Origin of the sequence: Streptococcus sp. DTU_2020_1000888_1_SI_GRL_NUU_041A, from assembly GCF_032387735.1 — a bacterium.
Classification (GTDB): Bacteria; Bacillota; Bacilli; order Lactobacillales; family Streptococcaceae; genus Streptococcus; species Streptococcus sanguinis.
Genome location: NZ_CP135591.1, coordinates 1,266,757 through 1,293,255, shown reverse-complemented (window position 1 = coordinate 1,293,255; position 26,499 = coordinate 1,266,757). Strand labels below are relative to the sequence as shown.

Annotated in this window: 23 protein-coding genes; 4 read left to right on the top strand and 19 right to left on the bottom strand. The window is 42.1% G+C overall.

Features of this window, described 5'->3' with window-relative positions; all coding sequences use genetic code 11:
• Positions 1-25: 25 nt before the first annotated feature.
• The 9 genes from RSK81_RS06215 to RSK81_RS06175 all read right to left on the bottom strand — a co-directional run bounded on the left by RSK81_RS06215 (position 26) and on the right by RSK81_RS06175 (position 8,239).
• Positions 26-1,006, bottom strand: a complete 981-nt coding sequence (locus tag RSK81_RS06215; protein WP_268701545.1) for a DUF1002 domain-containing protein — start codon at positions 1,004-1,006, stop codon at positions 26-28.
• A gap of 275 nt (positions 1,007-1,281) precedes the next feature.
• The gene (locus RSK81_RS06210; protein ID WP_315686205.1) at positions 1,282-2,136 is read right to left on the bottom strand and encodes an alpha/beta hydrolase; all 855 of its coding nucleotides are present in this window, start codon (positions 2,134-2,136) and stop codon (positions 1,282-1,284) included.
• A 114-nt stretch (positions 2,137-2,250) separates the two neighbouring features.
• Positions 2,251-2,853: a lysozyme family protein gene (locus tag RSK81_RS06205; protein ID WP_315686203.1), complete on the bottom strand. Its 603-nt coding sequence runs from the start codon at positions 2,851-2,853 to the stop codon at positions 2,251-2,253.
• A complete protein-coding gene (locus RSK81_RS06200) occupies positions 2,853-3,827 on the bottom strand; it encodes a nucleoid-associated protein (RefSeq protein WP_315686201.1) in 975 nt (324 codons plus the stop codon). The genes RSK81_RS06205 and RSK81_RS06200 overlap by 1 nt, the downstream gene beginning before the upstream one ends.
• Position 3,828: 1 nt before the next feature.
• Positions 3,829-5,091: a serine hydroxymethyltransferase gene (glyA, locus tag RSK81_RS06195; RefSeq protein ID WP_315686200.1), complete on the bottom strand. Its 1,263-nt coding sequence runs from the start codon at positions 5,089-5,091 to the stop codon at positions 3,829-3,831.
• A gap of 47 nt (positions 5,092-5,138) precedes the next feature.
• Entirely contained in the window at positions 5,139-5,729 is a 591-nt protein-coding gene (locus RSK81_RS06190) for an L-threonylcarbamoyladenylate synthase (RefSeq protein WP_315686198.1), read from the bottom strand.
• The gene (gene prmC, locus RSK81_RS06185) at positions 5,722-6,552 is read right to left on the bottom strand and encodes a peptide chain release factor N(5)-glutamine methyltransferase (RefSeq protein ID WP_315686196.1); all 831 of its coding nucleotides are present in this window, start codon (positions 6,550-6,552) and stop codon (positions 5,722-5,724) included. Before prmC ends, RSK81_RS06190 begins: the two co-directional genes overlap by 8 nt.
• Positions 6,552-7,631 carry a peptide chain release factor 1 gene (gene prfA, locus RSK81_RS06180; protein WP_002895522.1) on the bottom strand — a complete coding sequence of 360 codons (1,080 nt, stop codon included), beginning with the start codon at positions 7,629-7,631 and terminating at the stop codon, positions 6,552-6,554. The genes prmC and prfA overlap by 1 nt, the downstream gene beginning before the upstream one ends.
• A 35-nt stretch (positions 7,632-7,666) precedes the next feature.
• Positions 7,667-8,239 carry a thymidine kinase gene (locus tag RSK81_RS06175; protein WP_315686195.1) on the bottom strand — a complete coding sequence of 191 codons (573 nt, stop codon included), beginning with the start codon at positions 8,237-8,239 and terminating at the stop codon, positions 7,667-7,669.
• 105 nt (positions 8,240-8,344) lie between these two features.
• Here RSK81_RS06175 and RSK81_RS06170 point away from each other — a divergent pair, with 105 nt between their 5' ends.
• Positions 8,345-8,545, top strand: coding sequence for a 4-oxalocrotonate tautomerase (locus tag RSK81_RS06170; protein WP_223310287.1), 201 nt, complete (start codon positions 8,345-8,347; stop codon positions 8,543-8,545).
• A gap of 47 nt (positions 8,546-8,592) precedes the next feature.
• Here RSK81_RS06170 and RSK81_RS06165 read toward each other — a convergent pair whose 3' ends face one another.
• The 4 genes from RSK81_RS06165 to RSK81_RS06150 are packed head-to-tail and all read right to left on the bottom strand — an operon-like array spanning position 8,593 to position 11,936.
• A complete protein-coding gene (locus RSK81_RS06165) occupies positions 8,593-9,999 on the bottom strand; it encodes a glycoside hydrolase family 1 protein (RefSeq protein ID WP_315686193.1) in 1,407 nt (468 codons plus the stop codon).
• Positions 9,996-11,303, bottom strand: a complete 1,308-nt coding sequence (locus RSK81_RS06160; protein ID WP_002915238.1) for a PTS sugar transporter subunit IIC — start codon at positions 11,301-11,303, stop codon at positions 9,996-9,998. The genes RSK81_RS06165 and RSK81_RS06160 overlap by 4 nt, the downstream gene beginning before the upstream one ends.
• Before the next feature lie 13 nt (positions 11,304-11,316).
• Entirely contained in the window at positions 11,317-11,607 is a 291-nt protein-coding gene (locus RSK81_RS06155; protein ID WP_002909758.1) for a PTS sugar transporter subunit IIB, read from the bottom strand.
• Positions 11,604-11,936 (bottom strand): PTS lactose/cellobiose transporter subunit IIA, encoded by a 333-nt coding sequence (locus RSK81_RS06150; protein ID WP_315686191.1) that lies wholly within the window; start codon positions 11,934-11,936, stop codon positions 11,604-11,606. Before RSK81_RS06150 ends, RSK81_RS06155 begins: the two co-directional genes overlap by 4 nt.
• A gap of 372 nt (positions 11,937-12,308) precedes the next feature.
• On the opposite strand from RSK81_RS06150, the gene RSK81_RS06145 reads away from it, so the two are divergent.
• The 3 genes from RSK81_RS06145 (at position 12,309) to RSK81_RS06135 (ending at position 16,292) form a co-directional block, all read left to right on the top strand.
• Positions 12,309-12,746, top strand: a complete 438-nt coding sequence (locus RSK81_RS06145) for a DUF3284 domain-containing protein (protein WP_315686190.1) — start codon at positions 12,309-12,311, stop codon at positions 12,744-12,746.
• Between the two features lie 83 nt (positions 12,747-12,829).
• A complete protein-coding gene (locus tag RSK81_RS06140; protein WP_315686188.1) occupies positions 12,830-14,791 on the top strand; it encodes a family 20 glycosylhydrolase in 1,962 nt (653 codons plus the stop codon).
• Between the two features lie 115 nt (positions 14,792-14,906).
• Complete coding sequence (locus tag RSK81_RS06135; protein WP_315686187.1) at positions 14,907-16,292, top strand: MATE family efflux transporter; 1,386 nt, start codon at positions 14,907-14,909, stop codon at positions 16,290-16,292.
• 112 nt (positions 16,293-16,404) lie between these two features.
• Here RSK81_RS06135 and RSK81_RS06130 read toward each other — a convergent pair whose 3' ends face one another.
• The 6 genes from RSK81_RS06130 to RSK81_RS06105 all read right to left on the bottom strand — a co-directional run bounded on the left by RSK81_RS06130 (position 16,405) and on the right by RSK81_RS06105 (position 26,453).
• A complete protein-coding gene (locus tag RSK81_RS06130; RefSeq protein WP_315686185.1) occupies positions 16,405-19,005 on the bottom strand; it encodes a PRD domain-containing protein in 2,601 nt (866 codons plus the stop codon).
• A gap of 242 nt (positions 19,006-19,247) precedes the next feature.
• Positions 19,248-20,507, bottom strand: coding sequence for a dihydrolipoamide acetyltransferase family protein (locus RSK81_RS06125; RefSeq protein ID WP_009660459.1), 1,260 nt, complete (start codon positions 20,505-20,507; stop codon positions 19,248-19,250).
• 13 nt (positions 20,508-20,520) lie between these two features.
• Complete coding sequence (locus RSK81_RS06120; protein ID WP_002895536.1) at positions 20,521-21,552, bottom strand: alpha-ketoacid dehydrogenase subunit beta; 1,032 nt, start codon at positions 21,550-21,552, stop codon at positions 20,521-20,523.
• A gap of 18 nt (positions 21,553-21,570) precedes the next feature.
• Entirely contained in the window at positions 21,571-22,644 is a 1,074-nt protein-coding gene (locus RSK81_RS06115) for a thiamine pyrophosphate-dependent dehydrogenase E1 component subunit alpha (protein WP_002897599.1), read from the bottom strand.
• Positions 22,645-22,659: 15 nt separating this feature from the next.
• Positions 22,660-24,000: a dihydrolipoyl dehydrogenase gene (gene lpdA / locus RSK81_RS06110; protein WP_315686183.1), complete on the bottom strand. Its 1,341-nt coding sequence runs from the start codon at positions 23,998-24,000 to the stop codon at positions 22,660-22,662.
• Between the two features lie 209 nt (positions 24,001-24,209).
• Positions 24,210-26,453: an ATP-dependent Clp protease ATP-binding subunit gene (locus RSK81_RS06105; protein ID WP_125338350.1), complete on the bottom strand. Its 2,244-nt coding sequence runs from the start codon at positions 26,451-26,453 to the stop codon at positions 24,210-24,212.
• Between the last annotated feature and the right edge of the window lie 46 nt (positions 26,454-26,499).

The following is a 26,499-nucleotide window of genomic DNA, read 5'->3' as shown; positions in this document are numbered from 1 at the left end:
AGCCTTGTTTTACATAGTCTTGAAATTAACCGCCGAACAATCCTTTAAAGAAGTTGACAATGGCATTCCAGATATTAGAAAAGAAATTACCGCCTTCTTGAAGGAGGCCGTTTGCATCAAAGTTAAGGTTAATATTGTTAAAGGTATCCCCTGCCTTTGAAACAATGCTGTCCTTCAAGTCACTAAGTGTCTTTGTAAAGTCAGAATCTGTAATGACTCCACTGTTTGAAAGATTGATAGCGAAATTCACGATGAGGTTGATTTGGTCACTGGTCACTGACTGAGTCAGACCGTAGTTTTTCAAGGTTTCTTCAACAATCTTACGGACATCATCTGCTGTCAGATTGCTGTTGTTCTTCTTAGCATTGGCAATAGCCGCTTTGATATCAGCCAGAGCCACGTTGAGCTTGTCTGCGTCATAGCCTTCCTTACCTGTGTTTTCAGCATTGATACCAGAAAGGGCAGCCAGTTCTTCCTGCGCTAGATTTTTATTTTCCTGAGGAATGGTCGCGCCATTATCCTCTAGAGAGTAGTAAATCCCTGCCAAGGCGCTCTCACCTGTTACCGGAATTGGTGCTGCAACGGTAATCTGCGCGTGCTGAACACCCAGAGTAACAGCTGCATTGCGATACATATCTTCTGTAACCTTAGTGATGTTTTGCGGAGTGACAATTTTGACCTCTAATGGCTTATTGCTGCCTAACTTCTGGATTTTCACAGAAGAATAAAGCTGCAGGCTAGAGTCATTAGCAACATCCATGATTTTAGAGTAGACTTCTGGAGTCATGGTCTTGAGAGGCTTGCTGTCGCTGGATGAATTGTAGCCCAACATCTGCAAGGTCTGCTGTTTCTGGCTTTCATCCAAGGAATAACCCAGCACATACTCAGGTTGCACGTAAGTCTCATCAATGACTTTCTGAACATTTGAATCGGCAGCTGCGGTCGATACAGTAAACAGAGTAGCCAGCAAGGCTCCTGCTGTCATTAAAGTTTTTTTGAATTTCATATTTTTTCCTCTTTTCCTCCTGCTATAGTTTCCCAAATTCTATAGCTTTTTTCGCAGCAAACTTACTATCTGACTGCCTCGAATTTCTGTTTCTCGAGCTTGCGATTTCTGCTCCTTTTGATATTCAGAGTGCTCCAGTTAAGTTGCTGCAATGATGGAGTTATTATTATCTCATCCGTTGAGGGCTTGAGATAATAGATACATTTTACAACATTTCTCAAAGAAGTTCAAAGAAAAAACAGTCACTGGATTTGCTTGCCAGTAACTGCTCTTTTCTACTTTTTCCAAAGGAAGTCAATCAGTAATTCGTCTACTTCTGGATTCTCATGCAATTGGCTGTGCTGAGCCAACTGACCTGTGATTTTCTTTTCCTGGTAAGATTTGGCATTCTCAACCAGGAGATATTTAAGGCTGCGAGAAGAAATATTGAGTACAGAACCGTCGGATTCATTTTTGAAATCGCCGTAGATATTAAGGACATCTACCTGCTCTTGTGGATATACTTCTCGTAATCCCAGTAGTTTTTGATAAGTCTGGCTCATAGCACTAGGCTGGCCAGTTTGGTCGTCTAGGATTCTCAAATCTTCAGGCAAGTCCCTTCCTTGCAGACCATTAACATGGTTGGCAATATTGACCTGCTTTTGCAGCTCGGGCAGCTTTTCATCCTGACCGTTCTCCAGCATATAAAAGAGGATGGACATATTTCCCATCGAATGGCCTACCAGATTCATCTTCTTAAAACCATAAGTTTCTTCTAGCTTGCGAATCACAGCTGCTGCATATTTGCCATCTTGAGCGTAGTCGGCATTGCGGTTATCTTCATAGTTTACCTTGATAATAGGATTGATAGCACCTTTTGGTATCTCGCCTAATAAGCTTACTTGCCCGTTTTTACTGACATTTGCTGTGATAATTGTCTGAGTGACTCCAGCCTTTTTGGCTGCCTCTGTCATATGGTTTTCAGCATTAGAGCTGGATCCAAAACCGTGGAAAAACAAGGTCGGTGTTGTTGACTGTACATATTGTTTTGTATTGAGTCCACTGGCTTCTTTATGGTTGTAAAAAGCTGTTAGACCGGCAATTGTCACTAAAACCAGAATAAGGAGCTTAAAAGCAAGTTTCTTGTTCATTTTTCATTCCTTTTTATGATAGATGTACAAAATTATATCATGTATCCATCGTGGTTACAAATATCCGGATTATTACTTCGCAATCAAAAAAGAAAGAAGCTTGATTACTTCTTTCTAAAACCATTTTAAGAGGCGCATGATGTGCATGTTCATCTTGACCTGACGGGAATAATAATAATTACCGCCGTTGATATAGAGCTCTGGGCCGTGGAAAATAGAAATCAGGTTATAGTAGCCGTAGGTCTTGCCAGTTACATTTCCTAAACTTGGCGCTACTACATCTTTTGAATATTTCTTAGCCAGCTCCAGCGTATTTTCACCACCGTTTTTAGCGACGTAGTCGATATAGGCCTGACCAAAATTATAGGCTTGTACTGCTGTCCAAACATCTACCTTTTTCTCGCTGGCTAACTCTAGGTTATCAGACAAAGTCTGAACTCCTTGGCGAATACTTTCTTTGTTGTCCGTGATAGCATTGGTCTGACCAGTCGCGCTTTCACTGGACTGCATGACATCAGTATCTTTCCCCTTGGTTTCTGTATAAATCATGGCTAGTACCAATTCTTCATTGGCCGCTGTGTCCTGCTCGTCCAGCACTTCTCTGACCAAAGTCTGATACCTCATGACCTGCTTGACATCATGATGAACCTGATAAATCTTGTAGCCAGCAAAGAGTACAAAAAGGACTAAAATCAGTCTTCTTAGAAATTTAAACATTATTTATTTTGGATATCCTCGATGTTCTTAATCAAAATAGAATAGGTCCCGTTATCGTTCTGGATAAATTCTACCGACTCTGCGTCCTGATAGACATTATTAGGAACGATGAGCTCAATTCCGTTTGAAAGGGAGAGTTTCTGATTTTCGAACTTTTTCTTCTGGCGGCTGCTGTCAATCTCATCAAACTTGACTGGCTCAGGAATAGCTTCCTTGACTTGGTCAATAAAGGTAAGTCGGGCAGTCAGATTGCTGTCAAAAAGATCATCGGCCAACTTCTCAGGCGACAGTTCGTCATTTTCTTCCAGATTTTTGAAAATACTGGATTTGACCTTGGACTGGAACTGAAAATCGTCTTTGTTAAAACTTTCGGCAACTTTTTGAGCAGTCTTCTCAAGTGCTTTGATTGATTTCTTAGCTGAGATTGTCGGATTGACCTGCAAGAGATTATCTGACATATAATTGAGAAAGGCACCGTTATACTTGATGCGCTTTTCAATCAGATGGTACTTGCGAGATTTGAGATTGATGACCAAAGCCTCGTCCGCACCTGTACCAAAGCCAGGCAGATTGTTTTGCGTCAGCTTGATAGGATTGTCCACCTCGCCACCTAAGTGGGTCAGAGTTTCCCGCAGAGCAATCCGCAGAAAAGCAAAGTGCTCCACACCCTCTTTGTCAAACTGGACAAAAATCAGATCATTGGTTTTCTGGTTTTCACTGACAGAAAACTCCTCCTGCCAAAGCTTGGCCACTGTCACTGATGTTTCCAGTAAGTCGTCTGAAAACTGGGCTAAAAAGACGTTTTCGGGATCGAAAACACCTGTTTTAGCATCGTCAGAATAGACCCGTTCAATCTTCTTGCGCAGGTACTCTTCAATCTTAGGAGTGATGTTGAGAAACTTATCCGCCAGCAGTAGTTCGGTATCAGCTGGGCTGAATTGATGAATAATCGCTTTTTTAACGTAAATATCCATCTTAGTTCAAGCCCTCATAGAGTGGAAAAGCGTCCGTCAATTCGCGCACTTCCGCCCGTACATGATTCAGTACTGCTTCATTTTCAGCGTTTTCCAGAGCCTTAATAATAAGCTCGGCTACCTTGATACTTTCTGTTACACCAAAGCCTCGAGCTGCAATGGCTGCAGTACCGATACGAATTCCGCTAGTCTTAAATGGTGACAAAGTCTCGTAAGGAATGGAGTTTTTATTAAGGGTAATATTGACTTCATCCAAGAGATTTTGTGCTACTTTTCCATTTTCTACAACCTTAGTGACATCAACTAAGAAAAGGTGATTTTCAGTACCGTCAGAAATCACACGGAACTTGTCATGCTGACGGAAGACTTGGGCCATGGCTTGGGCATTGTCCAAAATCTGCTGAGCATAAGCCTTGAAAGCTGGATCCAGCACTTCTTTAAAGGCAACTGCTTTGGCTGCAATGACATGCTCCAATGGCCCGCCTTGAATGCCTGGGAAGATAGCTGAGTTAATTTTCTTAGCCAAGTCTTCATCATTTGTCAAAATCAAGCCGCCGCGAGGACCACGCAAGGTCTTGTGGGTTGTCGTGGTTGTGATATCTGCATAAGGAACAGGGCTAGGATGGAGACCTGCAGCAACCAAGCCAGCGATGTGAGCCATATCTACCATAAGCTTGGCACCTACTGCATCAGCGATTTCACGGAATTTTGAGAAGTCAATGATATGAGAGTAGGCTGAAGCCCCAGCCACAATCAGCTTAGGCTGAACCTCTTTGGCTTGCTGGAGGATGGCATCAAAGTCCAGCAATTCTGTTTCTGGATCTACGCTATAAGATACAAAATTATAGGTTTGACCAGAGAAGCTGACTGATGCACCATGAGTCAAGTGGCCGCCGGCAGACAAATCCATGCCCATAACTGTATCACCTGGCTCAATCAAAGCCATATAAGCTGCACAATTAGCCTGACTGCCTGAGTGAGGCTGAACATTAGCAAACTTGGCACCAAAAATTTCCTTGGCGCGTTCAATTGCCAGACTCTCAATCACATCCACTACATCTGTCCCACCATAGTAACGGCGACCTGGGTAGCCTTCAGCGTACTTATTGGTTAAAATAGAACCTTGAGCAGCCATGACAGCTTTAGAAACGACATTTTCTGAAGCAATCAGCTCAATATTATGCTGTTGACGTTCTTCTTCTTTAGCAACTGCTTCCCAAATCTCTGGGTCAAATGCTTTGTAGTCTTCTTGGTCAAAAATCATAAGGTGTCTCCCTTCTTTTGCGAAAATAGGACCTTAGGTCCTAAAAGTTAAAATTTTATATTATTTACTTGGGCGAGAATATCCTCGCGAGTAATCGCTCCCTGGCGTAAAATAAGAGCCTTTTCTCCAGACAAGTCTAGAATAGTTGAATCCTGACCGGTCAAAGAGTCATCATCTTCTACACCTGAGACCTCCTCTTGAAAATCCATCATAATCTGCTGGAAAGAAGTTCCACTAGCTTTTCCAGAAAGATTGGCGGATGGACCAATCAAGGGACCGTACTTCCGAATCAAGTCCAGGGTAACTGGATGTTTAGGAATCCGAAAACCCACAGTTTCCATACCTGAGTTTATCCAAGCAGGCACTCGGTCATTGGCTTGAAGGATAATAGTCAGCGGCCCAGGCAGAAAGGTTTTATAGAGTTGCTCCAGATAACTGGGCTGATTCTTGGAAAAGGCATAAATCTCTTCCAAGCTAGCCACATTGAGATTAAGAGCCTTGTCACGAGCTCTTCGTTTTAATTCGTAGACTCGTTCAACCGCCTCTTGATTCAAAGCTTGGGCAAAGACGCCATAAACAGTTTCTGTCGGCAGGACAACTGCTCCACCTGTTGCCAGAGTTTTTTCTATCTTATCCATTGTCCATTGCCACCATTCTATCTTTGCCGAATTGATCTTTCAGAACTCGGATTCGTTTTTGAGGGAAGGACTTTTTTAGCAACTCCGCGACACCTTCTCCTTGCTTGTATCCAATTTCCAGATAGATTTTTCCTTTTTCTGTCAGATAACCCCCTGCCTGCTCTGCTATTTTCCGATAGACGGCATAGCCATCTTCCTCAGCAAAGAGGGCTATGTGAGGCTCTGAGGTCAGAACGTTAAGTCCAACTTCGTCCTTATCCGCTTCTGAAATATAGGGCGGGTTAGAGACGATGATGTCAAATTTTCCTTGAATTGTATCCAAGCAGTCAGATTGAACAAAAGTTGGATTAAGTCTACAATTTTGAGCATTATCCGCTGCCAAGGAAAGAGCATCTCTTGACAGATCAGAAGCAGTAATCTGCCAATCTGGACGGCTATTTGCCAATGCCAGAGCAATAGCTCCACTACCCGTTCCGATATCCAAGACAGACAGAGAACTTTCGGGATTTTCTGACAAAATCAGCTCCACTAGCTCCTCCGTCTCAGGTCTTGGAATCAGAACCCGCTCATCAACCTTGAGAGTCAGGCCGTGAAAGTCACTGCTGCCAATGATATACTGGGCTGGCTTGTGAGCAAGCAGCTGCTCTTGAATTGCTTTTAGCTGTTCACGGTCTTCCTGGCTGACTTCTGTTCTAAGCTTAAGAACAAAGTCGGTAAAGGAAAGCTTATTGAGAGCCCGATAAACGAAAGACAGGCTTTCTGCTTCTTCTCCCGCTGCTACTAGCTCTTGCTCTAGCACAGCCAAATATTGAGCAAACATCATTATTTATTCAGCTCTTCTAGCTTTTGCGTTTGGTCATAGAGAACCAGAGCGTCAACGACTTCATCCAGTTTGCCAGCTAAAATCGTGTCCAGCTTTTGCAAGGTCAAGCCGATACGGTGGTCTGTCACCCGGTTTTGCGGGAAATTATAGGTGCGAATCCTCTCTGAGCGATCGCCTGTACCAATTGTGGACTTGCGCTCTGCATCCTGCTCATCTTGAGCAATTTGAGCAAAGTGGTCTGCTACGCGTGCTCGGATAATTTTCATAGCCTTATCCCGGTTCTTCTGCTGGGTTCGTTCTTCCTGCATTTCGACCTTGATATTGGTTGGTAGATGGACAATACGAACCGCAGTCGCAACCTTATTGACGTTCTGTCCGCCGGCACCTGAAGCGTGGTAGATGTCAACACGCAAATCTTTAGGATCAATGTCGTATTCGACTTCTTCGATTTCTGGCATCACCAAGACAGTTGCCGTCGAGGTGTGAACGCGGCCTTGGCTTTCGGTTACAGGAACCCGCTGTACGCGGTGAGCGCCAGATTCATACTTAAGCTTTGAGTAGACCGACTGACCTGAGACCATAGCGACCACTTCCTTGATCCCACCTACACCATTGTAAGAAGCTTCCATAACTTCAAAGCGCCAGCCCTGGCTTTCAGCATATTTTTGATACATCTGCAAGAGGTCTCCTGCAAACAACTGAGCCTCATCTCCTCCTGCAGCACCGCGGATTTCCAAAATGATATTCTTATCATCGTTTGGATCTTTCGGTAAAAGGAGGATTTTTAGTTTTTCCTCGTATTCTTCTTTTTCAGCCTTGGCATCTTTTAGTTCTTGCTTGGCCATTTCCTCCAAGTCCGCATCACCAGAGGCGTCTTTTATCATTTCTTCAGCGTCTGTGATGTTTTGCAGGACTTTTTTATACTCACGGTATGCCGTCACTGTATCTCGGGTGCTGGCTTCTTCCTTAGAAAGCTCCATAAAACGCTTGGTATCACTAACTACATCAGGGTCGCTTAGGAGTTCACCAAGTTCTTCGTAGCGATCTTCCACCGCTTGTAACTGTTCATAGATGTTCATAGATGTTCATCATCTCCTTTATTTCTATCGCTGGATTACTTAATATCGGGGTTAAAATAGTGCTTGCGGCAGACTGAGATATAGGTCTCGTGGCCGCCAATTTTAATCTGCTCTCCGTCATAAACCGGCTTTCCGTTATCAGTCCGTAAAACCATGGTAGCCTTATGAGAGCAATATTGGCAAATGGTTTTAATCTCCTCAATCTTGTCAGCTAAGAGCAAGAGGTGTTTGGAGCCTTCAAAGAGTTCATTGCGAAAATCATTTTTTAGACCAAAAGCCATAACCGGAACATCCAGCTCATCCACAACTCTAGCCAAATCATAGACATGATGACGTTTCAAGAACTGAGCCTCATCAATCAAAACGCAATAAGGCTTTTCAGACAACTGCTGGATATAGCCAAAAATATCCGTCTGATCTTCAATAGCCATAGCATTCCGCTTCATACCGATACGACTAGAAACGACACCAAAGCCGTCGCGGGTATCAAGAGCCGAGGTCATGATAACGACGCTCTTGCCTTGTTCTTCATAATTGTGGGCCACTTTCAAAATTTCAATGGTCTTGCCCGAATTCATCGTGCCATATTTGTAGTATAACTGAGCCATAATTTAAATCTTTGCTAATTCACTATCTCCATTTTTACTTCACATTATTTTACCATAATTCATTACTCTTTAAAACCTCATTTGTGATAAAATAATAATAACGAAATAAAGGAGGCAGAAAATATGCCATTTGTTAGAATTGATTTATTTGAAGGTCGTACTCTGGAGCAGAAAAAAGCTCTTGCCAAGGAAGTAACTGAAGCCGTTGTCAGAAATACAGGCGCACCTCAGTCTGCTGTCCATGTCATTATTAACGACATGCCAGAAGGAACCTACTTCCCACAAGGTCAAATGCGAGAAAAATAAAAAAGAAAAGCCGGCAGTGTATAGGGATATAAACTGCTGGCTTTTTTCTATGAATGGCTTCTACTGTTTTCTCTTTTGTTCTCAAATCCTTTAATTAATTTTTGATACCAATAAAAACTATCTTTTCGAATCCGCTCTAGACTACCACCTTCTTCCTCATCACGGTCTATATAAACAAATCCATAGCGCTTGCCATAACCGTTTAGCCATGAAAGTAGATCTGTGAAAGACCACGTACAATAGCCGATGACTTGGCAACCATCTTCGATGGCATTTTGTACAGCTGTAATATGATTATCAAGATACTCAATCCGATATGGGTCGTGGATCTTTCTATCTTCTGTTAAGGCGTCATACTCTCCTAGCCCATTTTCAGTTATCATAATCGGAATGTCATATCTGCTGGTAATCCGTCGCAAAGCTATCCGCAAACCAATTGGATCTATTTCCCATCCCCAGCTAGTACGCTCTAAGTGTTCGTTTGGCACATGCTTAAACTGGTCCGGCTCACCAGCTTCAGCATTCGGTACATTAGTAGCAAAAGTATGAGATTGGTAATAGTTGACGCCTACGAAATCTGGACGGCCTGCTTTTAAAATATCTAAATCTCCTTCTCGGATATCTAATTCTATACCGAATTGATTTTTCAAATAAGCTAGAGCTGTCTTTGGATAACGTCCCAATAGATAAGCATCCATCCAGTACCAAACATTGACATCCAAGGATTTCTCCATGGCTAGAACATTTTCTGGCTGATTATCTAGAGCATAAAGGACAGGAAAGGCGAAACTTGGACCGATTTGACCTTTTATTTTTAAATCATGGAATCGTTTGATAATCGTCGCATTAGCCAAGTTGACAATGTGATTTACCTGGTGCATTAACTGAATATTTTTGATTCCTGGTGGAAAACGACCATCCCGATAGCCTAGTCCAACAAAGACATTTTGCTCATTGAGTCCAATCCAATATTTCACTCGATCTCCAAAGTTTTTGAAGAGAATCTCTGCATAATACAGGAAATCGTCGATTATCTTTCTGGACTCCCAGCCTCCATACTCATCTTGAAGTGTCTGAGGCAAATCCCAGTGATAGATTGTGATAATGGGTTCGATATTATATTTGAGAAGTTCATCAATCAGATTTGAATAAAACTCAATCCCTTTCTGGTTAACCTCTCCTCGGCCATCAGGCAAAATACGGGTCCAAGCAATAGAAAATCGATAAGCTTTTAAGCCCATTTCGGCCATCAGTTTAACATCTTCTTTATAGCGATGATAATGGTCCACTGCTACATCGCCTGTCGTATTTTTAAAGGTCCTATTAGGCTGGCGAACAAAGACGTCCCAGATAGACAGACTCTTACCATCTTCATCCCAAGCTCCTTCAACTTGATAGGCTGCTGAAGCCGATCCCCAGAGAAAGCCTCTAGAAAATTTTGTTACATCAATCAAGCTGCTGCACCTCCTTTGGCTTCTATTGCTTCCGCTTCAGCTTCTTGCTTAACCAATTGTTCTTCGTATTTTTTGAAGAATGGATAGTAGATTAACATAGCTGGTAAAATCAAGATATAGTCCCAAACAAAGTTTTGCCAACGAAGGGTGGTCAGATAGTTACTAAAGCCCATTGGCAACTGAGCGCTGACAACAATCCAAGCTGGAATGATAAAGCCTGTTTTGTAAGCAAAATAAGTCAAAATCATCATAATAGGCACATTGAGTACATAAGGAATACAAAGAATTGGGTTGAACATAATTGGCATACCAAATGTTACTGGCTCGTTGATACCAAACCATCCAGGAATGAGAGAAATCTTAGACACGGCACTAATTTGTTTGGATTTTGAACGTAAGCCCATCAAGACCAGGGCCCAGGTATTTCCTGTACCACCAACCAAGGCCATGGAAGTGTAGAGTAAGACTGGGAAGAATTGCATTGGCTGACCGTTCGCATGAAGAGCAGCATTGGTTGTTGCCGCTTGAATCCCAAGCGGAGAAATGATTGGAATAATGATGAGGGTACCATGAATACCGAAGCACCAAAGAATCAGCGCTAACATACAAAGCATCACAATACCTGGAACAGATGATACAGCGCCAAGCGGTGCACGCAAGAGAGCCATAAAACCAGACGGAACATTATAAGCTCCTGCTGTCAATGCTCCAATTCCAACATTCAGCAAGAGGAAGAGAGTGATGGAGAAGAATACCGGCAGAATAGAGCCGAAACTATCTTGCAGGAACTGCGGCACAACATCGGGCATCTTTATTTTAATATCTTTTTCATAACAGAATTTTTCAATCTGTACAACGACAAAGACAATAAAGAAGCTGATAAACATACCTTGTGAGCCAAGGTAGTCTAATTGCAGGCCGGAGAATTCTTCAGTATCAACAAAAGCTCCTGCCACAAGCATGAAAGTAACTGCTGTATCAACAGCTGCCATAATAGGGGATTTCAATTTCAAATTCTTAGCATAATGATAAGCAAAGAAGATAGCAACCCAGATAGAAATAAAATCCATTGAATAACGGAAAGGCAAGGTTAATGTATTATACACTGCATCCCCTGTTTTGAACCAACCTAGAGCTGTTTCATTTCCAATCGCAGCTAAGACTTGAAATAAGGAACCCACGGTAATCAATCCCAAGAGAGAGCCTAATCCAGCTTGTAAAGACTGTATAAACACATTGTTGGCCAGTTTATAACCAATTTCCTGGAGCTTGGTCATGAACTTACTGTTAAAGAATTTTTCCATCAGAAAAACCTCCTTAAGATATTGCTTTAATTAATTGAAAGATATTCTTACAATCTCCCATTGCATAATCCATAGCTGGTATGGTGGCAACAGGTTTTGACACTGTCTCTTTGACAGAATCAAGTTTATAAGAAACCTGAGGGCCTAATAAAATTACGTCATAATCCTGAGCATAATCTTGATAGTCCATCAATCCGACCGCTTTGATATCGAGGTCAATACCTTGGTCATTTGCATATTGCTCCATTTTTTTCATCAGGATACTCGTGGACATACCCGCTGCACATATTAATAAGATTTTCATTGTCTTTCTCCTTCTCTATTGGAATACAGCTCAATCATCTCGGTGATAAGGTCAATGGCCAATAGACTCGTCATAAAATGATCTTGTGCATGAACAAGCAATATACTCAACTGATGTCCGTTTCCTTGTGCTTCTTCCTGCAATAAATCCGTTTGGGAATGATGGGCTTTTAAAATAACACTATTTGCCTCATCCATTAATTCCTTAGCTACATCAAATTCGGCTAGTTTTGCTTTTTTTAGTGCTTCAAAAGCTAAGGATCGGGCTGCACCAGAATTGGCAATTAAGGACATGGCAATAATCTCCGCTGAACTATTCCATTCTTCCATACAAACTCCTCCTTTCAATTTGACTTCTTACCCAAAGTTTACTATAGCTCTATTCTACTGTCAAAAGCGTTTATATTGTCTTAATATACAGTTTTCTAGCTTAGTGTATCCATTTTCAAATGCCATTCATACTCAATTTATTATAAAAAATTTAAAGCAACAGTTTCTTGCGTGCTTTACCTCTGGTACTCTGCTATTTTTAAATAGTTCCTTTAATATATTTTAGAACCTATCGTAAAATTAGTGTATAAAAATTAATCGTTTTTTATGATAATGTATAACACAAAGCGAAAGAGTATAAAAATTCATTAAAATCCGTCTCTTTTTCCTCAGGGGGTTACTTTCCACAAGGGCTTATTATATACTTAATTTATGAAGATTATTAGAGAACTCCAAGTCACTTCAGATGAATTTTATGACTTCTTGGAGAACGAGTTTCTGAATCAAATCAATCAAACTGACAATCAAACAAAAAAGATAGATAGGTTAAAGAAAGGACTTCGTTACTCAAAATTGTCAGACAATGTCTATACCAAGACTGATTATGAGATTCTGGACTATCGTCGCCATGAAACCTACGTCATTCAAATCTCGTCCCACAGTGAAAAAACGATTACTTCCTACAAAACCAAGTCTTGCTCAAAAGGGCTTGAGGTTACGCTAGAACAAGAACAAAATAAATTGACAAAAAATTCAAAAAGCAAGCTCATCAAGTGGATGGGAGAGCTTCTCTACTTTGGCCGCCTTTCGGAAAATCTTTATAAGATTCAAGGGGAAATTGAGAAGGCTAGAAAAGTGAAAACTCAGTAAAAAGCAAATCCGATCCATACCTTCTTTTCTGCGCCCAGATTTTTTATGACTCGCAGATATCCAGATAGTTCAAGGAGTAGATTATGAAACAAGGCATCACACCTCAATATTGGAAACAAGAAAATAACGGTCGCTATTTCACTAAAGAAACTCAAATATTTAGTCCACTTCCTATTTTGACTGACACCTTACGGGCTCATCCAAGAGAAAGAAATCATAAACAGCTGGCTTTCCCTGCCATTCACTTCATAGAAGGGATTTCCCGAGAAGTCGGGCAAGAGGTCATGCAGTCCTTTTCACTTCCCTATCCATCCAATACTGAAGCGCACATCGTAAAGATTACTGAAGACGGTATTTTCGTTTATGCCTTGTCCCAACGCGGCTTATTTTATGGGGCAATTTCGATTATCCAAATGTTGCAGGATGGCTACTTGCCTTATGGCTTGGCCTACGACGAACCTGTCTGTTCCGAGCGTGGCCTCAAAGTCTTTTTACCGTCTCGTAAGAATATGGATTTCTTCAAGCAATTTGTGGATATGCTTGCTTTCTTCAAGTACAATACCCTCATGATTGAAATCGGCGGTGCTATGGAATATAAAAAACACCCTGAAATTAATCAAGAGTGGATCAAATATTGTTCTGAAATGGCTGAATACTCTGGCAAGACCAAAGAAATCCAAGACTATACCTTCCCTTGGTACAAGAATGCCATTCACATGGAGAATGGTGATGGGGAGTTTCTAAGTCAAAATGATGTTAAAGATCTGGTCCTCTACTGCAAGGAACGATTTTTTGAAGTGATTCCTGAGGTACCCTCTCTTGGCCACTGTGACTACCTGATGCTTGGCCACCCAGAAATTGCAGAAATCCCTGAAGATCCTTATCCAGACACTTACTGCCCATCAAATCCTGCCTCTTATGAACTCCTCTTTGATGTTCTGGATGAAATCATTGAGGTCTTTGAACCTGAAGTTATCAATATCGGGCATGATGAATACTATTCAATTGCAATGTGTGAGCGTTGCAAAGGGAAGGCTGGAGCTGATATCTTTGCAGAGGACATTATTAAGATTTATGACCACCTCAAGCAGAAAAATGTCCGAACCATGATTTGGGGAGACAAGTTACTGAAAAACGCTATCGTTCCTGATGCAGGGCCTTTTGGTGGAGCAGAAATCATCATGTACACTCCCCAGTTCAAAAAAGATACAGGCACAAAAGTTGGCATTATGCCGGCAACCTGGCAGGCTATTCACCAGATTCCCAAAGATGTCGAAATTCTCCATTGGCTCTGGAGTTTGGATGAAAAACTGGAAGATGAAGTTTTAGAAGAAGGCTTTAGCATCCGTTATGGTAATTTTGAAGGCTATCTCTTTCCGCATTGGGCTGAGCATTTGAAGAAGGGGAGCAAGGGAGCTATCATCTCCAACTGGAGCACTTTAAATGAGGTAATCCTGCAGAGAAATGTCATTTTCTTCGGCTTGGCCTATGCTTACGAGATGTTTTGGAATCATGACTATCGCGATGAAGACTATGCGACTATCCGTGATAAAACCTTATCATATCTCTTCCATTACCACTATCCTGACCTGCAAAACCACTCGCGCAGCCTTGAAACACTCGCGCATCCTAGCTGGATTGAAATTGGCTATGCTACTGACTATTTTGTGGAATACCAATGGTTTGTGGACGGTGTCTTCCCCGAAATGGAAACCTATCAAATCGGAAATATCCTACTAACCTATACTGATCAAACCGAGTTTACTCTTCCCATTATCTTTGGAGAAAACATTGGCAAAACAAGTGTTGAATGGGATCGGACTACCAATACCAACCCTCTACCTGGCGAACCCATCTATAAGGTAGATGAGCAATTATTTGAAGTCTCGCTTAGCACCAAACCTTATCAAAAAGAGCAACAAACTTTCTTCGCATTTCCTATTCAAAACCCTTATCCTGAAAAGGAATTGAAGAATGTAGAGGTTCAAACAGAAGCTGACAAAGATTGTCAAATTTTTGTTGATCAAATTGCCTATTATCACTAAACTTGAGGCTTAGTTCAAGCTATCAGGTAGAAAGAACGAAGTTTATGAGGAATCAGAATCATCCAATTCAAAAAGAACATCAAATTTCTAGACATCAGGTTACTGAACATACTGATTGCTTATCCTATTTGAAACGAAAGGAGGTGGGAGAGTGAGTGAAAAGAAAACATTTCTGAAACAATTCTTACGTCTCAGTCTACCGTTTTCTCTTCAATTTCTACTGGCTAGCGCTGTCAATCTAGCTGATGTTGTCATGATTGGACAGCTAGGGGAAAAACAAATCGCAGCTGCTGGTGCTGCCAACCAGATTTTCTTTCTCTTGACTATTGTACAGTTTGGTATCGGTAGCGGAGCTTCTGTCTTCATGGCCCAATACTGGGGAGCCCAGCGAATTGCTGATATGAGAAAAACCTTGGGATTAGTCTATATGCTGAGCGGGCTCATCTCCGCTTCCTTTACTTTAGTCGCTTTACTTTTTCCCAAGCAACTGATTGGTTTTTATATTCATGATACCGAAGCTATTCAGTTGGGCGCCCAGTACTTATCTATCGTCTCCTGGACCTACCTGATGACAGCTATTACAACTTCTCTGGCTACTATGTGTCGCTGCAGTAACGAAGTTTTCTTACCAACTCTTGCAAGTCTCCTATCCATGGCGACCAATATCCTTGGTAATGCCGTCCTTATTTTTGGACTGATTGGGTTTCCTAAACTTGGACTGGTTGGTGCCGCTATTGCTACCTTTATGGCTCGATTGCTAGAGCTTTGCTGGTTAGTCTTTGGTGTCTATCGAACTAGAATGGCTGGAGCCGCTAGCATAGCTGATCTCTTTGCCTTCCACAAAGACTTCGTTTGTCAATTTTTGAAAAAAACCTTGCCAGTCGTCTTCAATGAAGGAGCCTGGTCTTTTGGAACATCAATTGGCTTGGCTATTATCGGATTATTAGGTACTGAAGTGGTGGCCTCCACTCAGATTGCTAGCGCCATTGCCCAAATTGGTTTTGTCTTTGTACGCGGTGCGGGAAATGCTGTAGCTGTTATGCTAGGCAATACCATCGGAGAGAATCAAATAGAAAAAGCCTTACAAGATGCCAAGCGCTTCTTACTTCTACTACCTCTCATCGGACTCACTGTCAGCATCCTACTCATCTGGGCCATGCCTTTAGCCTTGAAACTCTACAACTTAAGCAATCAGACAGAGCAGCTAACCATCTTGATGATTCAGTTAAATGCCCTGTTGTTTATCCCAAAAGCTTTTAGTGTTGTTTTAATCGTTGGGATTTTACGTAGCGGAGGCGATACCAACTATGCCTGCCTGCTAGATATTTTACCTGTCTGGCTCTTCAGCATTCCACTTGGCTATGTCCTGGTTAGTCTGCAGGCTCCCACTTGGCTAATCTTTCTTGTGATAAATGGCGAAGACATTCTCAAGCCAATCTGGGGAATCCCTCGTGTTTTCTCAGGAAAATGGCTGCATAACCTTGTGCAAGAGCGCATGTAAAAAAGTATCTAAATCACAACATTACCACAAAAATCGGAAGTGTAAATCCTGACTAAAAAGGGTAATGAGAGTTAGGTGCTTTTTTATTGGTTTGCTACTCTAACATACAATTTTATAACTTGCGCAGCATCTGAATTAAAACACTAATCTCTGCGTCATCTATAAGAATCTTAAAGCTTCGCTCCACTGTTCGGATTATTTTCCTAACATGCTTATAGTCATCAGGGAATTTTTCGATAACACCAGCAATTTCTCTACTGCCCTTTTTCAGATATTCTCCTGAAAGGGTTCTCTCCACCAGACAGGCAATATGGACAAACAAGCCTATTGTTTGCTCCTCTATCAGCTGATAATAAAAATCAAATTCATCTAAAATAGCAGGAAGAATCTTTTTAATCTTAGCTAAGGAAGTATAGACAAATTGCTCTTCTAAAAATTGGTAAACTTTCTCATAATCGTAGCTATTGACAGAGTTTGGTACAAACATCAATAATTTATCTAGGTGCTCCTTGGGCTGCTCAAAGACATCTTTAATGGAAATGAAAGGGATGCCCATAATTTGAGGGTCGAAAGTTCCAACAAAAGCATGGACTTGATAGGTCTTTCTTAAAGCCATCACTTCCTCAATCAACATCTCCTTATTGGCAACTGACAAAGCAATGACACGGTAACCTAACTTTGAATACTGATCAAGATAGTGCTTTAGCTGAAGAGAACCGCCCTCGCTAGTATAACAGAGTGTAATGATGATTTTTTCCTGGTCCCTATTTTTATACAGCTGATTCATTTCCATATGAAAAGCGTGAAAGACACTGTCAATATCATTTTCTATCAAACAACGCCGTGCAATCCCCATGCCAATCATAGTAATGGGAATTTCAAATTCTCTGATCTTAATCAGAGTTTCTTCTCGAATTTTATCCAGCATTTCTTTAATCGATCCCATATCATAGAGGACAATGACCCCTAAACCTTGGTCTAGTTCCTCAATTTGCTCTTTTAATTTTCGATAGCTTTCCTCTAGAGATTCTTCTAATAGAATATCAAAACCATACACTTGGCTATTTTTAGTCAGCATCTTGGTTGACTCTGCCAAGGACTTGGCAACCCCTTTACCATGCAGAACGTAGAGCAAGATAGGTCGTAGACTATCTTGTTTCTTTTCGGATTCAATAATAAACATAGTTAGGATGACGATTTCATCTATCGGAACAGCTAGTTGAAATCTTGTTTCTAGTTGCCTAGCAAATTTAGAACATTGTGCATACTCTATTGGATAATCCCGAATCACTTTCACAATAGCATCATTATCCAACTGCCGATTTAAAGACCCTTTCTGCTTAAGCATCGCATTGACATGAAGGCTGATGCCGTAATATGCCGTCGAATTAAGCTCTATATTGAGTTCTTTTTGAACAGATAGAACAAAGGCTTGTACCAACTGGATTACTTCAGCAGAAACAATCGTCTCAAGCTGATTAAGATTTTCCAACTCATCCTCTTTCTCGACAAAAGGTTTGTATTCAATATAACTTTGAATATAGTTTCTCACTGCCTCAAAAACATCATCCTGCTCAATGCCTCTTTCTGATAACTGAGTATATTCTGATTTAATTTTGTTATATAAATCATCTGACTCTTGCTCTGGAAAATCCAGCAATCCCAACTCCTTATCATAAATTAGCACCTTACGTTTGCCAATCAATTCATCGATTTTAACTACATTATGACTTCCTAAATGCCGAATCCCTTGATAAGGAATGGGCAAATCGTCATTACTAAGTGTTAAATCTTTTAGCTCTGACCTCAGGCTTCTTACAAAAGCATTGGCGCAAGCTGTTCGAACTGCATATTCTAATTCTTTTATATTGCTAATATTCGCTGATAGGATGAAGGAATGAATGACATCACGCGGCACTTGAATATCATGCGCAGAATTCTTTGATTCGATAGCTAAAAAGTAATTTAGTAACTCTAGCTTTTCACTAATCGGTCTATTCGAATAAGAAGGCAGCTGGATTACAACAGGAAGTTTATTGGATAAATGTTCAGATAGCTTAGCGCTACTTCCGATAATTACCAAACCTTTCTTCTGACGTCTCTTTTGTTCTCCTTCTCTGTGATTCAGCCAGGAAATCAATCTATTCTGATCCGCCGAAGATAGAACTTGTATGTTATCTATAAATAAAATTCCTTCTGCCACTTTCTCAAATACAGACTTCGTCGCCTCTGAGCCAAATAACAACTTCAGCAAATCATCCAGAACATCAATATAGTCTAAGCAGTTAATTTTTTCAAACAACTGAGGCTTACTAATCGCTTGATTTTGAATGGCAAACTCCATCATTTTATTCACGAAGTGAGTTCTACCAGCACCGACCTCGGATAAAATAAGTACAGGAAGGGCATAATTTGGGTATAGAATAGCTGCCTGTGCTAACTGGATGGCTGTTCGCAAACTGCCATTTTCACCTATAATGCTTGGAAAATCCAAAGGATTTTCTACAAATATCTCTTTTAACTTGTATTGAACTGGCCTTGTATTTCCTTTAACAAGCATCCCTTCTTTTACCAATTGATTCAAAATGGTACTCACATTTGAGCGTTGCATTCCTAAAGCAGCAGCAATCACTTTTGTTTCAAGGCCTTGCTTATTATTCTTTAGTAATTCTTGCTCTAGATATTCTAAGACTAGTGTTTTGGCAACCTTCATATTCTACCTCACTGATATTTTTCTCCCATTATCGTCATTCAATTTATCTTATACTGCAGCTTGATTCACCTACTTAGAGCCTTAGAATTTACTCCCTATCATCCTGTCATTTCCTTATCTAAACATTATAAATTGAAGCAAGAGAATGATAGAATATATAAAAGCCAACTGTTAATGAGTGATATAAACAGCTGGCCTCTTTCTTTATCATTCAGGAATGAAATTCTTTATTCATTCTTTTATCAGAAAACCAAGTCGTAAGGAGATTCCAACTTGTCCGCTAAACTGGCTAGAAACTCCGCTGCAGGCTGACCATCTACGACTTGATGGTCAAAAGTCAGGCTGAGCGGCAGGAATTTCTGCTCATAGACCTGTCCTTGGCTGTCAAGAGCCAGCGCCGTTTGCAGGGCACCAACTCCTAAAATGGCCACTTCTGGAGTATTTAGGATAGGAGTGAAATATTCAACCCCTGCTGCCCCGAGATTGGTAATACTGAAGGTTGAACCTGAGTAAAGAGCTGGATCTAAAGTGCCTTTACGAGCTTGGGTGGCCTCTGTTTTGATAGCTAAGCCCAAGTCAGCCAGCGTTAGCTTATCCACGTGACGAATGACTGGCACCACCAGACCATCACTCAGCGCCGTCGCAATACCGATATGAATATCTTCTACTTCCTGATACTGACCATTGAAATACCAAGCGTTGAGCTGAGGGTGATCTTTCAATGCCTTGGCAACTGCCTTTGTCAGCAAAGTCGTGATGCTGATTTCTCCGTTTTCTAGTGGAGAAGCCACCTTATCCTTCATATCCTGTCTAAAGGCCATCAGCTGACTGATATCCACCTTACGGTGCAAGGTCACTTGAGCCGATGTCTGGAGACTGGTCATCATCCGCTCCGCAATAGTCTTGCGCATGCCTGTCAATCCTGCGCCATAGTCAGCCTGACTAGCCGGCTGAAGGATCGCAGAGCTATTTTCAGGTGTTTGGTTTGGAAGCGCCTCTGGTTTATAGTTTTCCACATCCCGTCGGGTAATACGGCCATTGCCTCCCGTTCCTGAAATCATGGAAATATCATATCCTTTTTCCTTAGCAATCTTGCGGGCCAGCGGAGTGATAAAAATACGTCCCTGTTCACTTTTTCCAACAGTGTTGGAACTTGCTGCCACAGTTTTTTCAGCTAGCTGTGGCTCTGAATCAACTGCTCCCTTATCACTTTCTGATTTATTCGCAGAGACTTCTTCCGTCTCCATACCTGGAATAGATTCTCCTGCTTCACCAATCCATGCAATTACTTTCTTGCACGGGACAGTATCGCCCGCCTGACTGATAATTTTTAAAATCACTCCTGCGCTTGGCGCCTCTACATCGCTGGTCAATTTTTCAGAACTGATTTCCAAGACAGGCTGACCAGCAGCTACGGTGTCGCCTTCCTTGACCAGCCAGTTATTTATCAGACCTTCGGTCATTGTTAAGCCTAGCTTAGGCATTACAATTTCTGTAGCCATACTTGCCTCCCTTCTATCTCTTCAGATCATCAATCAATTCTGCAGCAACAGTCAAAACCTTATCAGCATTAGGGATATAGAGCTGTTCCAAATTCACAGCAAATGGCACTGGCACATTTGGTGCGCAGACGCATTTTACTGGACCATCAAGATAATCAAAGCATTTATCAGTCACTACAGCTGCGATATCCGTCGCTGTGTTATTGTGAGGGTTGGATTCATCAACGATAATCAGTCGTCCAGTTTTCTTGACTGATTCAAAGACAGTCTCCTCATCCCAAGGAGCTACTGTTCTCAGGTCAATTACTTCAACCGAAATACCATCTTTTTCCAAGCGATCCGCCACCTCATAAGCGACGTAAAGCATTTTACCAATAGTAACGATAGTGAGGTCTGTTCCTTCACGGCGGACAGCAGCCTTTCCAATTGGAACTGTATAATATTCTTCTGGTACCTCTCCCTTGATACCATAGAGAGTCTTATCTTCTGAATAAATCACGATATTGTCGTCTTCAATGGAAGCCAGCAGTAACCCTTTAGCATCATACGGAGTTGCTGGAACAACCACCTTAATACCAGGAATGGAACCAAAGAGACCGTAATAAGAACCCGAGTGCTGAGCTGCAGCCGAAGCTCCTGCCCCATGCATGGTCCGCATTGTCATCGGAACCTTGGCCTTACCGCCAAACATATAGCGCATTTTTGAGCCTTGCCCCAGAATGGCGTCAAAGCAGAAACCGATAAAGTCATTGAACATCAGCTCCGGTACTGGTCGTAAGCCAGTCAGAGCCATTCCAACAGAAGCTGACACGTATCCGTGCTCAGAAATCGGAGTATCAATCACCCGCTCTCGGCCGTATTTTGGCATGAGTCCCTTAGTTACACCCATTACGCCGCCCCAAGCATCTTCGTTTTCCTCTTCCAAGTGCTTGACTGTTACACCGCCAGCAATATCTTCTCCTAGAAGGATTACGGTGTCATCTTTTGCCATTGCCTGATCCAGCGCTTCATTGATTGCTTTCATAAATAACAGTTGTCTAGCCATTTGATCAACCTCCTTCTATCAATCAGCAAATACATCTTCTAGCAGAGACTCGGAACGAGGAATTGGACTATCTTGAGCAAATTTGATAGCTTCTTCCACATCCTTTCGAGACTCCTCTAATATGGCATCAAGTTCCTCTTCAGTCAAGAGGCCATGCTCGATAGCGTAGTCACGGAAGACATCTAGAGCATCCACATCAGCCCAGTCTTTTTCTTCACCTTCCAAAGCCTTATACTTCTGCTCATCCCCTTCAAAGTGACCATGGTCGCGATATGTTACAGCTTCAATTAAGGTAGGTCCTTCCCCTCTACGAGCCCGCTCTACAGCTTCCTTGGCTACTTGATAGACAGCGAATAAATCCTTACCATTAACCCGAACGCCGGGCATATTATAAGCAGCCGCTCTCTCAGCAATGGTGCCAGACGCTGAAGAATACCATTGCGGTGTCGATTCTGCAAAGAGGTTGTTTTCATTGACAAAGATAACTGGCAGTTTCCAAATTGACGCCATATTGAGACATTCGTGGAAATTTCCTTCATTGGCCGCACCGTCACCGAAGAAGCAGACGGCTACACTGTCTGTTTTCAAGTACTTGTTGCGCATAGCAGCACCGGTAGCTAGACCAAAGCCTCCACCAACCATACCATTGGCACCAAGGATTCCCTTGTCCAAATCGGCGATGTGCATAGATCCGCCTTTCCCTTTTCCAAGCCCAGTCTCCTTGCCAAAAATTTCTGCCATCATTCCCTTTAAATCACCGCCCTTAGCAACACAGTGACCGTGTCCCCGGTGAGTACTGGTAATATAGTCCTTGTCTGTCAGATTGGCACAGACGCCAGTAGCAATCGCTTCCTCTCCAGCATAAAGGTGAACAAAACCAGGAATCTGTCCTGCAGCAAAGAAACGCCGAGTATTTTCCTCAAAATTACGGATATCCCACATGGTTTTATACATGGTCTTGGCTTTTTCTTTGGAAACCTGCTCTACTTCAACTTCAGTAGCATCATAGACTTTTAAATCTACTAGCTCTGATACAGCACTTTGGTTTCTTGTTTTGCTTAATTGTTGTGGTAAATCTTTATAATTTGACATATTTTTACCTCCTCATTAATCGTCCTGAACGAGTCTTTTAGCGACCTCTTGTATTAGTTCCGATGTGGTAGGATGGGCAAAAACTGTTTCAAGAACTTGATCCAGCGTTGCTTCAGCCTGCCTCAGCAAAATCAAATTCTGCAGAAGATCTGTACCGTTCGGACCAACGATGACTGCACCTAGTAGAAGATGGTATTTCTTTTCTGAGATTAGCTTGACATAGCCCTCTGTCTCACCTATAGCGATAGCCCGCCCATTATAAGAGAAAGGCAGCTGTTGGACCTGAACATCATATCCAGCCTCCTCAGCCTCATCCTTGCTGAAACCAAAAGAAGCTACTTCAGGATTGGTGTAGAGTGAACGTGGAACACCCAGCGGATCAACTGCTTCTTCAGCTCTCCGGCAGATAGCTCTCACAGCTTTTATTCCTTCTGCACTAGCTACGTGGGCCAGCATATAAGATTCCAAGAGATCACCAATAGCATACACATGCTCTTTTGATGTCTCGTAGTATTGATCCACCTGGACAAAATTACGATCTGTCAAGGCTAATCCCATATCCTTCGCTAGCTCTAGGTTTGGTTTGCGGCCAGTAGCGACTAAAAGATGGTCGAAAGCAACTTGCTCGTTCTCAAGCAAGACTGAACCAGCAGTTACTTCCTTTATCTGCGCTCCCTGATAAATCATCACCCCCATTTTCTTTAGTTTCTTTTGAATCACATGCCGCGCTTCTGCTTCTTCGGTCAAAAGAATTTCTGGCGCAACCTCGATAACAGTAACAGCAACACCCAGAGGAGCCATAGCAAAAGCTAGCTCAATTGCGATAACGCCACCTCCGATAATGACTAACTTCTTAGGAAGCTCCCTCAAGTCAAAAAACGTATCCGTCGTTAGATAGTCAACCTGTTCCAATCCCTTGATAGGTGGCACAAAAGGATAGCTGCCAGTAGCCAAAATAACATCTTTGCCACTGATTTCTTTGCCATTGACGGTGAATGTTCGGTCTTTGACAAACTTGGCCTGACCTTCTATATACTCAATGCCTAAAGACTTAAAGCTAGCATGAATTCCAGATTGCAAACTGGCAACAACCTGATTCTTTCGGTCTACCAATTTCTCAAAATCAATCCTTTCAAGCTTGCTCTCAATGCCATAACGCCTAGCTTCCTCCAATGTCAGCAGCCAATGACCGTGTTGGAGATAGGCCTTAGACGGTATACATCCTACATTCAGGCAGGTTCCGCCGATAGACTTCTTTTCTACCACAGCCACTTTCTTACCCAAACGAGCTGCTTCTTCAGCAGCCACATAACCGCCCGGTCCAGCACCGATAATCAAAACATCATAAACAGACAAAACAGGCCTCCTTTCATAAAATGCAAAGAGTGCTCCAACAATCAAAATGATTGCTGTCGGCTATAGATACAAAAAGTATCTCATTATTTATTCATATATCTAAGACTCATCTCGAAATCTTAAGATACAGTCTGCTCTAAAAAAGATAAACCTCCTTTCTTCATTTTTCTTTATCTATATATGGTAAGCGCTTACTTTTCGAAAGAATCTTATACCAAATAATTAAAATCCAGTTGCCCATCTTTCAAACTGACATGAACTGTCATTTCAGTTGTTTCCTTATTTTCGACCAAATAACGAGCCAAAGGCGTTTCTAGATAGCGCAGAATGCTTCTTTGAATAGGACGAGCACCAAATTCTGGTTGGTAGCCTTTCTGGGCTAAAAAAGCATAGACTTCTTCGCTCAGATGAAGCTGAATCTTCTGTTGTTTCAGCCTTTCCTGAAGTTGCCGAACCATAATTTTTACGATATTGACCATATCTTCTGACCTTAGAGGGTTGAAAATAACCGTCTCGTCAATCCGATTTAAAAACTCTGGCCTAAAGCTATGTTGCAGCAGGGCCAGAACTTCATCCTGCGTTTCAGAAGTCAGTCCCTGTTTACTTTTTAGACTTTCCAAAATCTGCTGGGAGCCAATATTGCTTGTCATAATCAAAATAGTATTTTTAAAGTCAATAGTACGGCCTTTAGAGTCTGTCAATCGCCCTTCGTCCAAGACTTGCAGCAGAGAGTTGAATACATCTGGATGGGCTTTTTCAATCTCATCCAGCAAAACAATCGAATAAAGTCTCCTACGGACAGCTTCTGTCAGCTGTCCTCCCTCTTCAAATCCTACGTAGCCTGGTGGCGGACCAACTAAACGAGCTACGGCATGTTTTTCCATGTACTCAGACATATCCAGCCGGACCATTTCCAGCTCATTACCAAACAGCCGCTCAGCAAGGGATTTTGCCAGAGCAGTCTTCCCGACTCCAGTCGGCCCCAGAAAGAGAAAGGACCCAATAGGACGCTTTGGATTTTGAATTCCTGCTCTCGAGCGCAAAATGGCCTCCGAAACCTTTCGAACAGCTTGGTCTTGCCCTACAATTCTCTGGCGTAGGAGCTTGTCTAGATTTAGCAGGTGTTCGCGTTCATTGTCCATGATTCCCTGCACTTTGATTCCTGTTATACGCTCTACGATACTAGCTATATCTTCACGACTGACGTCTGGTCGTTCAGTTTGCGCTTGACCTAGCTGAATTTTCTTAACAGCACACGCCTCATCAATCAAGTCCAGTGCCTTATCAGGCAAATAACGATCTGACAGATAACGAATTGAAAGACTGATTGCTGCCTGCAAAGCTTCGTCCGTCAGCCTAACTCCGTGAAAGTCCTGATAATTCTCTCGCAGTCCTTGCAGAATTGTCAATGCTTTATCTTGATCAGGCTCCTCAATGCGAATCCGCTGGAAACGCCCCTCCAAAGCTTGATCTAGCTCGAAGCTTTCTCGATAAGCAGCAAAAGTTGTGGTTCCGATGATATTAATCTGTCCCTGAGCCAAGATTGGCTTTAAAAGATTGCCTGCATCAAGAGAGCCCTCTGTCCTACCTGCTGTCACGATTTGGTGGATATCCTCAATATAAAGAATAATCTTCCCCTTAGCAGCCAGCACCTCATCCAAAACAGCCTTGAAGCGCTCTTCAAACTCTCCTCTATATTTAGTTCCAGCAATCAATCCGCCTAGATTTAATTTAAAAACTTCCTTGCCCAATAAATGTTCTGGAACATCATCTGCAAGTAATCTACCAACAAACCCCTCTATCACTTTGGATTTTCCAACGCCTGGAAAACCTAGGAGAATGGCATTGCTTTTCTCTTTCCTACATAGCACACGGATAATATCGTCAATTTCGTCTTTTCGACCAATTACCTGTCTATCGGTCTTGTCAGCCAGCCATTGATTAAAGTTAGTCGCATATTTGCTCAGGGCTTGATAGCGACTCTCCTGACTTGGAGAGATTGCTCGTTTGCCTTGGCGAAACTTATTCAACTTTGCCGCAACTAACTCCTTATCAATCCCTGCCTGCTTCAAAAAGACAGTTATCGGATTTCGCTGCTGGTGAAATAGACTGAGAATCAGGTGCTCTACTGTTACCACCTCGTCCCTCAGTTCCGCCCTTTCAGCCTCTGCATCATCCAAAAGATTCTTGAGACGTTGACTATACTGACGTCCGTAGCGGTTCGTATCCGTATGTGAAAATACAGGAATCTTGGCTAGTTCCTGATTGATGACGCTGATAAATTCATTAATATCAAGGTCCAGACCGGTATAGAATTCCAAGGCAAAGGCCTGAGGCTGAGTCAGCACTGTCCAAACATGCGGAATGTCCACTTGATAATTGTGTTTTTGAATAGCTAATTCCTTTGCAGCATTTAGTACTTCTTGCAAAAGATGGGTATAGTGTTCGGTCATATAGTTTCCTCGCTTTTCTACTGAAAACCAAAGTCAACTGCAAACA

Excerpts from the sequence above, each read along its gene's own strand:
- RSK81_RS06215 (WP_268701545.1), bottom strand. The coding sequence starts at position 1,006 with ATGAAATTCAAAAAAACTTTAATGACAGCAGGAGCCTTGCTGGCTACT.
- RSK81_RS06210 (WP_315686205.1), bottom strand. The coding sequence starts at position 2,136 with ATGAACAAGAAACTTGCTTTTAAGCTCCTTATTCTGGTTTTAGTGACA.
- RSK81_RS06205 (WP_315686203.1), bottom strand. The coding sequence starts at position 2,853 with ATGTTTAAATTTCTAAGAAGACTGATTTTAGTCCTTTTTGTACTCTTT.
- RSK81_RS06200 (WP_315686201.1), bottom strand. The coding sequence starts at position 3,827 with ATGGATATTTACGTTAAAAAAGCGATTATTCATCAATTCAGCCCAGCT.
- glyA (WP_315686200.1), bottom strand. The coding sequence starts at position 5,091 with ATGATTTTTGACCAAGAAGACTACAAAGCATTTGACCCAGAGATTTGG.
- RSK81_RS06190 (WP_315686198.1), bottom strand. The coding sequence starts at position 5,729 with ATGGATAAGATAGAAAAAACTCTGGCAACAGGTGGAGCAGTTGTCCTG.
- prmC (WP_315686196.1), bottom strand. The coding sequence starts at position 6,552 with ATGATGTTTGCTCAATATTTGGCTGTGCTAGAGCAAGAGCTAGTAGCA.
- prfA (WP_002895522.1), bottom strand. The coding sequence starts at position 7,631 with ATGAACATCTATGAACAGTTACAAGCGGTGGAAGATCGCTACGAAGAA.
- RSK81_RS06175 (WP_315686195.1), bottom strand. The coding sequence starts at position 8,239 with ATGGCTCAGTTATACTACAAATATGGCACGATGAATTCGGGCAAGACC.
- RSK81_RS06160 (WP_002915238.1), bottom strand. The coding sequence starts at position 11,303 with ATGGAAAAATTCTTTAACAGTAAGTTCATGACCAAGCTCCAGGAAATT.
- RSK81_RS06155 (WP_002909758.1), bottom strand. The coding sequence starts at position 11,607 with ATGAAAATCTTATTAATATGTGCAGCGGGTATGTCCACGAGTATCCTG.
- RSK81_RS06150 (WP_315686191.1), bottom strand. The coding sequence starts at position 11,936 with ATGGAAGAATGGAATAGTTCAGCGGAGATTATTGCCATGTCCTTAATT.
- RSK81_RS06145 (WP_315686190.1), top strand. The coding sequence starts at position 12,309 with ATGAAGATTATTAGAGAACTCCAAGTCACTTCAGATGAATTTTATGAC.
- RSK81_RS06140 (WP_315686188.1), top strand. The coding sequence starts at position 12,830 with ATGAAACAAGGCATCACACCTCAATATTGGAAACAAGAAAATAACGGT.
- RSK81_RS06130 (WP_315686185.1), bottom strand. The coding sequence starts at position 19,005 with ATGAAGGTTGCCAAAACACTAGTCTTAGAATATCTAGAGCAAGAATTA.
- RSK81_RS06125 (WP_009660459.1), bottom strand. The coding sequence starts at position 20,507 with ATGGCTACAGAAATTGTAATGCCTAAGCTAGGCTTAACAATGACCGAA.
- RSK81_RS06120 (WP_002895536.1), bottom strand. The coding sequence starts at position 21,552 with ATGGCTAGACAACTGTTATTTATGAAAGCAATCAATGAAGCGCTGGAT.
- RSK81_RS06115 (WP_002897599.1), bottom strand. The coding sequence starts at position 22,644 with ATGTCAAATTATAAAGATTTACCACAACAATTAAGCAAAACAAGAAAC.
- RSK81_RS06105 (WP_125338350.1), bottom strand. The coding sequence starts at position 26,453 with ATGACCGAACACTATACCCATCTTTTGCAAGAAGTACTAAATGCTGCA.